Genomic DNA, 12,972 nt, shown 5'->3' on the forward strand with positions numbered 1-12,972 from the left:
ACCATTTGAATAGGGTTTATACGTAACTATTAATATTTATTGAGCTTTCTTTTTTACTATTTTTGTCGATTTATACATTGGAATCGCTGCCCACTTTGGTGTATTTCGTTTCAGCTTTGTCACAACAATTGTCATATCATCTCCGATAACATTCGAACTTGAACGAATGACCCGTTCTAATATCGTATCAGCAACTTCTTGCGGATTTTCTGTATCAATTTCAGAAATGATTCGCTTCATCCATAACTCCTTATTTTCCACATGTTTCGGTGCATCAAAAATGCCATCGCTAATCATAATGAGTAAATCTCCCGGCTTTAATTGCTCACTGACGACATCGACATCAAATTCTTGAATCATCCCCATTGGTAAATTGCTAGCTTCTATTTTTAATACAGATGAACCACGCTTGATAAAGCTAGGAATAGAACCTATTTTTAAAAACTTCGCACTGGCATCTTGTAAGTCTATCATTGCTAAATCTAACGTTGAAAAAATTTCGTCCGTTGTCCGAAGCGAAAGCACTGAATTGACAGATTTTATTGCGACTGTTTCCTCTATTCCGGATTGGAGTATTTTTTGCAGCAACTGTAATGTTTCATTGCTCTCTAAATGTGCTCTTTCTCCATTTCCCATACCATCACTTATCGCTACAGCATGTTTACCAGAACCAAGTTCAATCGTAGAGTAGCTATCTCCAGATATCCAACCTCCACCTTTTGCAACATTCGCCACTCCTACATCCACAACATATTTTTTAGCTGAACCAAAGGATACATGGCTATACCCGTTTGGATAAAATTGGTTATCTTCACTTTTCACAATAATCGTCTCTCGTAAAATATCAGATAACATCGGTGCAATGATCTTTTCAGCTTGTCCGTGGTGACCTTGAGCTATACTCATTTCAATTTCTATATTTCCTTCTTCTAATCGATAAATATCAATATGCCCCACTTCAAGTCCGACACCGCGTAACGCATCTAACATTTGCTCTTCTTGCATATAATGCGCTTCTTTTTCTTTTTGAATTTCTTTCGCAAAATCCCCCATCACACGTGAAACACCAAGTAATTGGTCAGCTACTAATTTTCTACTTTCCAACACTTGTTTTCTCAATTTTTTGTGGGCTTGAAATTGTCCAATCTCCTGTTGTATTGCTGTAACTACTTTGTCATGTTTGACACAATACTTTTTCCACTCTAGTAAAAGCGATGGATTTTGGACACCACCTGACTTTTCTGCATCAACCATTAAATTTTGCATTGAGTCATATGTTTTTTGAAAGTTTTGTACCCAGCACCTTTCCTTTTTAAAGCACGTTTGACAAGTCTTTTCAGTTACATTGCTCAGGAAATAATCTACTTCTTTATCTTTTTCATCAGGTTCCACATGAATACCATTTGCAGAAAAGCTATCTGATAAAGTATGGAACAGATGAGAAAACTGTTCTACTCTACCTGCTGTAATATCTCGTATTTTACGTAAATATTGTTGTTGTTCTTTTGAATGCTCGACTGTCCCTGGAATAAAGCGAGCAAGCTTCGTTGTCCAAGATTTCGGCGTAATAACAAAAAGTAAAATAGCTACCATTGTTTCCGCTAACGTTACCGAAATCTGCCCGCCACCTTCACCATAAAGTCCAATTAATAGAGTTCCGATTAGGAGCCCAATGCTAACACCGACTTTTTTTCCTTCTTTTAATAACCCACCAAGTAAACCTGCAAAAGCTAATAAGCTCATCTGATATAAACTCGCGACACTTGCTAAACTTAATATCAATCCTGTAACGACCCCAACTGTAGATCCAATCGCTGCTCCTGCAACAAAAGCAAATAAAACAACTAAATATCGTGCTAAAATATGTTCCACTGTCATATCATATATCATCCAGCCAATTGTACCGGTCATAACGGAAGCTAACAAAATAATGAGACAAACCATCTCTTCATTTTTTAAAGGTTGATGTATTTTTTTACTCGTTAGCAATGGTATAGACTGAAGGAAAATCATCGTCAAGATAAAACTTAATCCTGCTTCTACCGTTGCCATCATCCACGAGTATCCCGTTATATGACCAACTGTGATATACGTAATAAATAATCGTGCTGATATTGAGCCAAAAAAGACAAGATACGGGAGACTTTTAGTAGATTCCTCTAAAAAAGCAGAGGCTGCTTTATATATAAGAAGAAAAAAGAAAATCGATAAGACCACAAACCACCCATTATGTATCACACTTGTGAGTGCACCTAGTAACACAGCTAAGGCTGCCATACCTACTTTTTCTTTCTTTAAAACATATACAACTGCAACAAACGGCAGTATAAACGGTGTAATTTCAGAAAGTATCATAGCTCGTCCAAGCAAAAAGCCGACAATAAATAAGAGAAGGCCCCACTGAAATAATAACCAGTCTAACCGGTGCTTCGCCTTGTCACTCATCGCTGTAACAATAGAAAAGAACCGATCCATATAAAGCCAGTCTCGCATAGGCTCTACTACATCTTTTGTTACTTTACCCTTCATCTATAACACCCCATCTGATTTTTTTCGTGGTTTCATTATAAACAGATTATGCTTTCATTTTTTGTCAAAATAAGAAGTCGACTGAAAAAAAGTGTTCGACTCCTTTCGTGTGAATCAATGACAGATTTCCATGCTTGTACATAATATGAAGGGAATTGTGCAAAAAGAAGGGTGAATAGCTAAAACATTGTAGGAATTTTTGTGTTTATTCATAGAATATTTTAGAAATACTGTTTTCGCACCTTTGTTGTGATTACCGGTTTGAGGAATTAACAAAACAACCTTTAGAAAACACAAAAAAACTACATCCTAGAAGATGTAGTTGATTCACTTATGTATTGGTAGCGGCGGAGGGGATCGAACCCCCGACCTCACGGGTATGAACCGTACGCTCTAGCCAGCTGAGCTACACCGCCATGTTGTTTTGCGACAATTAATAATATATAACATCTAAACACAGATGTCAAATAAAAAAATAAAAACAAAGACAAGTGTGAATTTCTTACTCGTCTTTGCTTTTTTATCTTATAAAAAGTGAGCCAGCAAGCCTAACCACGACGTGCGCCACGACCACCACGCTTAGATTCTGTATTGCGTTTTAAAACAGATAGGCGCTCTTCACTGTCTTTTAAGAAACGACTCATTTTATCTTCAAAGGACAATGACGGGCGTTGTTGATTTCTTTGTGGTCCGCGAGATCCACTATTGTTGAACTTCCCACCGGCACGTGGTGGACGAGGTGGACGATCCGTTGTTGTTTCTTTCGGGCGTTCTTGAGCTTTCCGGATGGACAAACCTATCTTCCCATCTTTTTCAACATTAACAACTTTAACAAGAACTTCATCTCCTACTTTCAGATGCTCGTTAATGTCCTTAACATAGTTATCAGCGACTTCACTAATATGGACAAGACCAGTTGTACCACCTGGCAGCTCCACAAATGCCCCAAAATGGGTAATACCTGTTACCTTACCTTGCAACTTGCTGCCTACTTCGATTGACATGAAAAAATTGCTCCTCCTTAAAAAAATAAATATATTTAATTTTAATTTATTATACCCGATTCAAAAAAACAGTGTCAATCAGATGAAGCTTTTGGCAATTTAAATAAAATCTCCCCTTCTTTTGAAAGGAAATAATCACGGCGAGCAATTTCGGCTATATATTCCATGTCGTTATAATTAATAATTTCTTGTTCTAAAAAAGCTTGCTCCGCTTCTAACTGTTTTAACTCTTGTTCTAATACTTGCTTTTGCTCTTCTATTTCATTCAGTGACTTCGCTTGTGTATGAATTGTCATAATAGTTACTGAACCAACAGCAGCACCAATAATAAATAAAGCTGAAAGACGTCGGATTAGACCTCGTTTCTTTCGCTTTACTTCTTCATTATTTTTTTCATACTTGCGATTATAAGAAGAATCTAGTTCTCTTATATTTCGTTTCCGCTCCGAAATCATGCTAATCCTCCTTGTTCTTTCCTTTCCTCATGTGCGCAATGATTGAAACCACTTTCTTATAAAGGGCGGATTGTCTTGCTTTTGCCACGACATGATGTATTCTGAATCCTTTATACATCAAGAGACCGATCCACTGTAATGGTTTCAACAATACTCTTCCGAAAAACAACATTATCGTTAATAAGGACGTTATTACCATCATACATAAGGTGAACAAGACTTTCAATAACCATTTTAACGGATTTACAATTAGTGTAAAGAGCAGCGAACGAAAAAAACGATAAATCATAATTGTCATATGAATGATTTTTTCAAGTAAAGAGCGATAATGCTTTTCCAATAACCCGCGGTATGCTGCGTATCCACAAAGTAATGCTATGAAAATATAAAAGCGAACTTCTCCATGATTGATTTGTAAGAGGACATAGAAGACAATCAGCCCCTGAATTGTCCAAAACAAAAAATCATTCAGGGCTGTTACCCAGCTAAAAGACTGTTTCTGCTTCATAAATCGGCTGTACGTATCAATGGCCATACCGATCCATATCCCCATTGCTACCATTGATAGCATTGTATTCAATTGTACTGTAAGTGTCACTTGAATAACTTACCAAAGAGCCCTTTGGATTTCTCCCCTTGAGACTGGTCTAAATAAACAAGATCATAAATCCGTCCCTCAATGGAAACTAATCCTTGCTCAACATTTAAGTTTTTCATATGGAGGTTTTGTCCGCGTATTGATAGAAAGCCCATTTCTGTTTCTAATAAAAACTCTTCATTATCAAAGCTTTCTACTTGTTTAACACCTGTAATATCTAGCTTTTTTCTTCCTTTGAGTGTAATGTCATGTTCCTTTGTTACACGTCCATGTCCCATTGGTGTTCCAAAGTCATAATTATGATCCATACTCGATTCCCCCTTGAAGGCTTTTACCTCATTTTTATGATCGGGGTTACTAGAATAGAACAAGCCTTCAGAAGAAATCTAATTCAATTATTGTTCCTCCGATAAAGTCTCCTCTTTTACAATCGTATACATCATGGCTGCTTCTTCTTTTTTCGACGTTTCTTTTAATTGGTCGACCGTTACTGTAACAAGCTTATGACCAAAACGAACCACTAACTGGTCTCCTACTTTTAAGTCGGTTCCTGCTTTCGCTACTTGTCCATTTACAGTAATTCTTCCTTTATCTGCTACTTCTTTTGCTAATGTTCTTCTTTTAATTAAACGCGATACTTTTAAAAATTTATCTAATCTCATTTGATTTTCCTCACTTATTTATACTTTAGTTTTGTTTTTTCCCATATTTCATCCAATGTTTCTAATGGTACATTTTTAATATCTAATCCTTGTTGTGACAACTCTTGTTCAATAAGTTGAAACCGTTTTTTAAATTTTTCATTTGTTAATTGAAGTGCCTCTTCAGCATCAATGTTATAGTACCGGGCTAGATTCACGATAACAAAAAGAACGTCACCAAGCTCTTTTGTCATTTTGGTTTTGTCATCCGACTTTATTTCTGAAAAAAACTCGGCTATTTCTTCTTGTAGCTTCATCCAAATTGGAGCAACATCGTCCCAATCAAAACCAACTTTTGCTGCTTGCTTTTGAATCACATTGGCTTTCATCAAAGCGGGTAATCCTTTAGGAACGGCTTTTAATACAGAATTGACATCTTGATTCCCACTTGCCTCCTTTTCAGCCTTTTTTATTTCTTCCCAGTTTTTTACAACCTGTTGGGTGTTTTCGACATTTACTGTGTCAAACACATGGGGATGTCGACGAATCATTTTTTCTGTTAACGTGCGAATGACATCATCTACTGAAAACCAGCCTTCATCTTCTCCAATTTGAGCATGCAACATGACTTGAAGAAGGACATCTCCTAATTCTTCCACAAGATGGTCATCATCTTGTTCATCGATAGCTTCTAGTACTTCATATGCTTCCTCAATTAAATAGCGTTTAAGTGATTCGTGTGTCTGTTCTTTATCCCATGGACAGCCATTTGGTCCCCTTAACATACGAATCACGTCACGCAGCTTGGAAAAGTCTTGATATAACAATGTCTCATCTTCTACAGGAGGTACATAAACGGCAGTCAAATTCGATAATTCTACAGCTCGATCTAGTTCAAAAAGTGGAACCGTAACTACGGATTCCGTCGTCATACCCGCTCCGGTCACAACTTTAACCGGGTAATCATCTGGTAACAACTCCATTAATGTTAGTTTCACTTCTGAAGCAATGAAAGCATCATACACTTGTGAAATCACAATATGCTGACGGACTTGAAGCATATCTTTTTGCAATGCTGTCCCATCTACAATTTGACAACCTTCAATCGGGTCAATCTGTAAAGAAGCAAACATCGCATCTAGAAAACTTTGTCCACCTATAATGTTTATATTAAAAGGAAGGCTTTTTCCTTTTTTTATTAATAATTGTACTGTCTGTTCTGCAATGAGAGGGTGTCCTGGTACAGCATAGAGGATATTTTCGTGCTTTACTAGCTCGATAATCTTTTCACTGATCGTTTCATACACGGCTTCAAACGAATCATGCGCTTCATATGTGTCATCAAACGATTGAAAGCTTATCCCTTCTTTTTCAAGTTGCTGTAAAACCGGATGATGTTTCGTACGTACATACACGTGTTTCGTTTCTTTTAATTGTCGATAAATGCCAACAGTGATTTGATCTAACTCACCTGCGCCTAAACCAACTATTGTTAACTGCTTCACGTTACTTCCTCCTTTTTGCCTTGAACAACTTTATAGACTTTTTCTACTTTAGGAATTTTCGATAGTTCATCTTTAGTAAAAGCGTGCCACCGTAATAAACAAAAACATAAAACAACCGCACCGATACAAGCGCTTGTTATTGCAACAATTGCTGAAAACCCGCGACTTTCATCTAGTGGTATAACGAAATATAATATTTCCTTCCAGCCCCATGTGAAAATAGCCATTACAAGAACAGCGCTTATGATTGCCATTCCGTGTTGTTTCTTTGGTATCATCATTTCTTTTTGTCTTACGAGGCTATAAACATTTAAAAAAGCAATCACAAAAAACCCCATTACTGTACTTATCGCTGCACCCATTGTCCCAAAAGGAACAAGTAGGAGTAAATTCAACAATAATTTTATAATCATCCCCACTGTCATATGAATGGCTACTTGTTTCATATGACCGTAGCCTTGTAATATCGCAGCGGTCACTAACGATATCGAACTAAACAGAATGGTCATACCTAGCACTCCAAGGACATTGGAATCAGATGTATCTGTAAATAACATTTGGTTTGTTGGCTCTATAATAATAAACAGCCCAACTGTAGCTGCCATTCCAATAATAAACGTTAGTCGTAATGAAAGCTCCGCATACATTTTTGCCTTTTTCCGTTCCATAGCTAATTGGGAGAGAGCAGGTACGATTGACAATGCCATTGATGTTGCTATAATCGTTCCAAACTGAAGCAATGGTTGTCCTCTATCATATACCCCTTTAGCTTGCTTTGCTATTTCTATCGGAACTTCGCTTTGCTGTAACACACGCAACACTGTTAACGAATCAATGAATTGAAAAAAAACAAGGATAAGAGCACTAAAGCTTAAAAATACACCATCTTTCATTATTCGTTTCGCAAGATTCCACGTTGTTTCGTTTAACTCAACTTTAAAAGACCAGCTTCTTGTTTCATGCTTTATAAAATAGAAAAGAAGGACGATAACACTCATTAAACACCCTAACACAGAGCCGGCTACCGCACCTGTTCCCGCCGCATATTCCCCTGAACCAGAAGTCATAAAATAAAAAGCAAAAACTAAAATGAGTACGACGCGGACAAGCTGTTCGCTAACATGAGAAACGGCAGTAGGCAGCATTTGACCATTCCCTTGAAAATACCCTCGTAAAACAGAGAGAATAGGAACAAATAAAAAAGCTCCTGCCGCTACTTGGAGAGGAACGATTAAATCATTATCCCCCATAACCGTAGCAATCATCGGTGCCCCACTATAAAGACAAACACTGAATACAAGAAAGAAAGTACTTAATGTATAAAGGGCCACATTTATAATTCGTTCCTTTTGTTGAAAGGAACTGTCGGAATGATTTTGCTCAGATATTAACTTTGAGATAATAACGGGAAATCCATACATTGAAAGCATAAACGCTATACCATATATAGGGTAAACTTGCTGATATACGTAAAACCCAATATCTCCTGCTATATTTTGATATGGTACTCGGTAGACCGCACTCAAGACTTTTGCTATCAGAGCAGCTACAGATAACAAAACAGCGCCTTGCCAAAATGAACCAAAACGGCCCTTATTCACTTCCAATCTTCCCCTTCCAACTTTTCCCTAAACTTACGTTATTATAACATAACCTTGTCTTGCTTTACATTTGGAAGCTACATACCTTCCACGTAATAAGAGAAACGCGGATGCGTCTTTTCGTTTCAAGCGAAGTGCGGAGCCCTGCCCGCTTACCCCAAGTGCTCTTCTAGAATAAGCTTCAAAGCTTCATTGCTAGACCAAAATTTTTATTATTTCTTATCTTTGAACAAGAAAAAGGAAGGAGGTGTAAGCCTCCTTCCCTTCTTCTTATTGTTCCATTTGTCTAGCAAGGAATCCCGCTGCGGTTTCAGCAAGCTTCTGCTCTACTTCACCAGTAAAGCTGTCTTCCTTGTTTAACATAACTACTGCCCCAATTGGGTCTCCATTAGCAATAATCGGTGAGATGACTAGACCTTTACAGTCTTCTTTATGGTCGCCTACGATGTTAAATTCTCCACCGCTTGCTTCTACACGTGATTTACGATCATCCATTGTAGACTCGACTAATTCACCAATACTCTTGTTTGAGTATTCCTTTTTTGAACCACCTGATACAGCAATGTATGTATCGCGGTCAGCAATGAGAACCGTGTGATTCAAACTATCGTAAAGTGCCTCTGCATACTCTTTCGCAAAATCTCCGAGTTCAGAAATTGGCGAGTATTTCTTTAGTATCACTTCACCATCTCGGTCTACGAAAATCTCCAATGGATCTCCTTCACGGATTCGTAACGTGCGTCGAATCTCCTTTGGTATTACAACACGACCTAAGTCATCAATGCGACGAACTATTCCAGTTGCTTTCATACCTCGATGCCTCACTTTCTAATGATGTAATAGCGTTTGGTAATGGTAATTTCAACAACTTTCTTCACTTCTTTCCGTCTTGTCTATATTATCTATAGTTCAGAGAGTTCTATTCATTTATTTGCAAATTTTACTGATTTATTATGTTTACCACCACTACCAAGATTACCCACTGTTTGCATGAGGTCGCCGACTGACGTTACTTTTGAGAAACTGCTTTTTTCTTTTTTACAAGCGGTATTTTTTCAACGATTTCTTTGCAGATTTTAAGCATTTCTTTTTCTGACATTCCTTTTGTTTTAATATTCATTTTAATTTTTTTGCCTGATGTCCCTAACGAAACCGTCCGTCCGATCCCATTTACGACTTCAAATAGCTTAGCTCCATCTACTTTTTCTGATTCAGCCTCTGAGAGTAATAAGCTACACTGGTCTTTCGATTGTGATATTTCTTCAACCTTTTCTTTTTCCGCTAACAGCTTTATCGATGCGATTTCTAACAAATACTCGACTTCAATCGGATAATCACCAAAACGGTCAATTAACTCTTCCTGTAGGTCATCAATGTCTGTTTGTTGCTCCACCGCTTTAAATCGTTTATACATTTCAATTTTTTGTTTTGCATCTTGAATGTAACTCTCCGGAATATACGCATCCACCATAAGATCAATTTCAACAGTAAATGCAGGTTCTTTTGGTTTTTCTCCTTTTCTTTCTTCAATGGCTTCTTTTAGCATTTGAGAGTATAAGTCAAACCCAACAGACTCAATAAAACCATGTTGTTGTGCACCTAACAAGTTACCCGCTCCTCGAATCGTTAAATCACGCATTGCAATTTTAAAGCCTGACCCAAGTTCAGTAAATTCTTTAATCGCTTGTAGACGTTTTTCTGCGACTTCTGTCAATACTTTGTCTTTTTGATACGTAAAATACGCATACGCTACTCGATTCGACCGGCCAACCCGACCTCGAATTTGGTAAAGCTGTGATAAACCCATCCTATCTGCATCATGGATAATCAGTGTATTGACATTAGGAATATCTACACCTGTTTCTATAATTGTTGTAGTGACGAGAACATCACTTTGTCCTTCAAGAAAATCAATCATAATTGATTCAAGTTCTCGTTCATTCATTTGTCCATGCGCAAAAGACACTTTCGCGTCCGGAACCAAACTTGAAATTTGTTCAGCCATTTTCGAAATAGACTCGACACGGTTATAGAGAAAATATACTTGCCCACCTCTTGTCAATTCCCGTTCAATCGCCTCTTTTACTAATGACGCATTATATTCAACAACATATGTTTGCACAGGAAAGCGGTTTTCTGGTGGCGTCTCAATGACAGACAAATCTCGAACACCTAACATTGACATATGCAAAGTCCGAGGGATCGGCGTAGCCGTTAATGTTAACACATCGATATTTGCTTTTAATTGTTTAATTTTTTCTTTATGAGTAACTCCAAAGCGTTGTTCTTCATCTACAATGAGTAGCCCTAAATCTCTGTACTCGATATCTTTAGATAATAGTCGGTGGGTTCCAACTACAATATCCACGGTCCCATTTTTTAAACCTTTTATCGTTTCTGTTTGCTCTTTTTTTGTTTTAAAACGACTAAGTACTCCAATTCCTATTGGATGGTCAGCAAAGCGTTCTCGAATCGTTTCATAATGCTGTTGCGCGAGTATCGTAGTTGGAACTAAAATAGCGACTTGTTTTCCATCCATAATCGCTTTAAATGCAGCACGAATAGCAACTTCTGTTTTTCCATAACCAACGTCCCCGCATAGAAGTCGATCCATCGGTCGTTCTCGTTCCATATCTTCTTTAATTTCATTTATAGCACGAAGTTGGTCCTCTGTTTCTTGATAAGGAAAGGCGGATTCAAACTCTTGCTGTTCCATACTATCTTTTGCAAATGCATGACCTTTACTTGCTTCTCGTTCAGCATACAGTTTAATTAAATCATCTGCGATATCCTCAACAGAAGATTGGACTTTCTTCTTTACCTTTTTCCAGTCATTTCCGCCTAACGCATATATTTTTGGATCTTTATCTTCTGAACCTACATATTTTTGCACTTGGTCAATTTGTTCAACAGGTACATACAACTTGTCATTTCCAGCATAACGAAGATGTAAATAATCTTTGTGTGTACCATTAATTTCTAATGTTTCAATTCCTAAATATTTTCCGACTCCGTGATTGGCATGAACAACAAGGTCGCCTACTTGAAGTTCGGAATAGCTTTTTATTCGCTCTGCATTTGAGATTTTTTGTTTGCGTTGCTTTCGTTTTGCTTTTTTTGTAAACACTTCTTCTTCAGTTAAGACAACGAGCTTTTGTAGCGGTAACTCAAATCCACTATTTAAATCACCTATTATAATTTGAACGCTTTCAGGTATCGGTTTATTTCTCGACTCTACAATCGTTGCTTCAATCTTGTAATCTTCTAAAACATGTTGAAGTCTTTTGGCTCTTTCTTGATTCGTTGCTAAAAACACAATGCTATGCTTTGTTTTTATCCATCTTTCAATTTCACTTTTCAATAAATGAAGCTGACCATGGAAATTTTGCATCGACTTGCAATTGACATTAATAATATTTTGAGGGTTCGTCAATGGTACATGTCGGAGAAACAAAGACATATAGATAATTGGATTAGCCGAGCGAATAACTAATTGCTCAAACTCTTTAGATATATGTACATCTCTAACCATTTCTCCTTGTTCAAGCAAAGCGGTTAACCATTCGGCTTCTTCTTTATCAAGACTTTCCGCCATCTCTTGAACTCTGCTAATTTCATCAATTACCATAATACTTGATTGATCTAAGTAATCAACGAGACTTGTTTCCGCTCCATAATAAAGAGACATATACTTATACATACCCTGAAAAGTAGTGTTACTTTTCAATTGCTGGATTTCATAAGTGATATGTTGGGTCATTTTTTCTTTTACTTTATTATTTTTTATCTTTTTTAAACTGGACGCTAGTTTCTCTTCTAAGTTTTTTGCCCCAGTCTGAAAATGCTCTTCTAACAAGATAACTTCACTCGCTGGACCGATTGTGACCTCTTGTACCTTTCCATGGGAGCGTTGATCATCAACGTTAAAATATCGAATCGAATCAATTTCAGTATCAAATAATTCAATTCGAATGGGTAACTCTTCTGTTAAAGGGTAAATATCAATGATTCCCCCACGGATACTACATTCACCTGGTGCCGACACCATGTCGACTCTATGGTAACCAATTGTAATTAATGTTGAAAGCATTGATTCAATGTCAATGTCTCCTCCGACAGTAAAATGACATTGGCTCTTGATCCATAATTCCTTTGGTGGTAATAATCTTCTTAGTCCAGCCATCGGGACAATAATAATACCTGAAAAATTGCTTGTTAGTTTATTTAATACTTCTATCCGTTGTGATTTCATTTCTGGACTAGCGATAGCAATTTCTGAGGAAATAAGTTCGTTAACGGGGTAAAGAAATACTTCTTCTCCGCCCATTAAACCCGTTAAATCCTCATAGAGTTTTTGAGCTTGAAATAAATTATGTGTGACTACAAGTTGTGTTTTCTTTGTTTCTTTATACAAAGCAGACATAAACAAAGTTCGCGCAGAACCCGTTAAACCCGCTACCATTTGCTCTTTTAAATTAGCGGTTACACTATCGGAAACCGCTTTTATATCATCATTATCTAAAAAATAATGTTGCAAACCTAACATTGATGTTCCCCCTAGATTCCTATATCTACTATAGTAGTATGTTCTATGAAGCTCATTGTTTTCCTCTCTTTAAATATGATAAACATAAAAATC

The 12,972-nt window shown here is 37.1% G+C and carries 10 protein-coding genes and 1 tRNA gene; all 11 read right to left on the reverse strand.

The features are described 5' to 3' along the window. Positions 1-36: 36 nt before the first annotated feature. Positions 37-2,529 carry a stage II sporulation protein E gene (gene spoIIE, locus T323_RS0112925; RefSeq protein ID WP_026673668.1) on the reverse strand — a complete coding sequence of 831 codons (2,493 nt, stop codon included), beginning with the start codon at positions 2,527-2,529 and terminating at the stop codon, positions 37-39. A 339-nt stretch (positions 2,530-2,868) separates the two neighbouring features. Further along, a tRNA-Met gene (locus T323_RS0112930) sits at positions 2,869-2,945 on the reverse strand. A gap of 132 nt (positions 2,946-3,077) precedes the next feature. Then, entirely contained in the window at positions 3,078-3,533 is a 456-nt protein-coding gene (locus tag T323_RS0112935; protein WP_026673669.1) for a S1 domain-containing RNA-binding protein, read from the reverse strand. A gap of 74 nt (positions 3,534-3,607) precedes the next feature. After that, positions 3,608-3,988, reverse strand: a complete 381-nt coding sequence (locus T323_RS0112940; RefSeq protein WP_026673670.1) for an FtsB family cell division protein — start codon at positions 3,986-3,988, stop codon at positions 3,608-3,610. A gap of 1 nt (position 3,989) precedes the next feature. Further along, a complete protein-coding gene (yabQ, locus tag T323_RS0112945; protein ID WP_026673671.1) occupies positions 3,990-4,586 on the reverse strand; it encodes a spore cortex biosynthesis protein YabQ in 597 nt (198 codons plus the stop codon). After that, positions 4,583-4,894: a sporulation protein YabP gene (gene yabP / locus T323_RS0112950; protein WP_051556519.1), complete on the reverse strand. Its 312-nt coding sequence runs from the start codon at positions 4,892-4,894 to the stop codon at positions 4,583-4,585. Before yabP ends, yabQ begins: the two co-directional genes overlap by 4 nt. 87 nt (positions 4,895-4,981) lie before the next feature. Further along, positions 4,982-5,248: an RNA-binding S4 domain-containing protein gene (locus T323_RS0112955; protein WP_026673673.1), complete on the reverse strand. Its 267-nt coding sequence runs from the start codon at positions 5,246-5,248 to the stop codon at positions 4,982-4,984. A gap of 14 nt (positions 5,249-5,262) precedes the next feature. Beyond that, complete coding sequence (yabN, locus tag T323_RS0112960) at positions 5,263-6,732, reverse strand: bifunctional methyltransferase/pyrophosphohydrolase YabN (RefSeq protein WP_026673674.1); 1,470 nt, start codon at positions 6,730-6,732, stop codon at positions 5,263-5,265. Continuing rightward, positions 6,729-8,333 (reverse strand): putative polysaccharide biosynthesis protein, encoded by a 1,605-nt coding sequence (locus T323_RS0112965; protein ID WP_035178626.1) that lies wholly within the window; start codon positions 8,331-8,333, stop codon positions 6,729-6,731. The genes yabN and T323_RS0112965 overlap by 4 nt, the downstream gene beginning before the upstream one ends. Positions 8,334-8,603: 270 nt before the next feature. Next, positions 8,604-9,143, reverse strand: coding sequence for a stage V sporulation protein T (spoVT, locus tag T323_RS0112970; RefSeq protein WP_026673676.1), 540 nt, complete (start codon positions 9,141-9,143; stop codon positions 8,604-8,606). A gap of 199 nt (positions 9,144-9,342) precedes the next feature. Then, entirely contained in the window at positions 9,343-12,879 is a 3,537-nt protein-coding gene (gene mfd / locus T323_RS0112975) for a transcription-repair coupling factor (RefSeq protein ID WP_026673677.1), read from the reverse strand. Positions 12,880-12,972 lie beyond the last annotated feature (93 nt).

The organism is Alkalihalobacillus bogoriensis ATCC BAA-922 (assembly GCF_000621445.1).
Classification (GTDB): Bacteria; Bacillota; Bacilli; order Bacillales; family Bacillaceae_F; genus Bacillus_AO; species Bacillus_AO bogoriense.

Excerpts from the sequence above, each read along its gene's own strand:
- spoIIE (WP_026673668.1), bottom strand. The coding sequence starts at position 2,529 with ATGAAGGGTAAAGTAACAAAAGATGTAGTAGAGCCTATGCGAGACTGG.
- T323_RS0112935 (WP_026673669.1), bottom strand. The coding sequence starts at position 3,533 with ATGTCAATCGAAGTAGGCAGCAAGTTGCAAGGTAAGGTAACAGGTATT.
- T323_RS0112940 (WP_026673670.1), bottom strand. The coding sequence starts at position 3,988 with ATGATTTCGGAGCGGAAACGAAATATAAGAGAACTAGATTCTTCTTAT.
- yabP (WP_051556519.1), bottom strand. The coding sequence starts at position 4,894 with ATGGATCATAATTATGACTTTGGAACACCAATGGGACATGGACGTGTA.
- T323_RS0112955 (WP_026673673.1), bottom strand. The coding sequence starts at position 5,248 with ATGAGATTAGATAAATTTTTAAAAGTATCGCGTTTAATTAAAAGAAGA.
- spoVT (WP_026673676.1), bottom strand. The coding sequence starts at position 9,143 with ATGAAAGCAACTGGAATAGTTCGTCGCATTGATGACTTAGGTCGTGTT.
- mfd (WP_026673677.1), bottom strand. The coding sequence starts at position 12,879 with ATGTTAGGTTTGCAACATTATTTTTTAGATAATGATGATATAAAAGCG.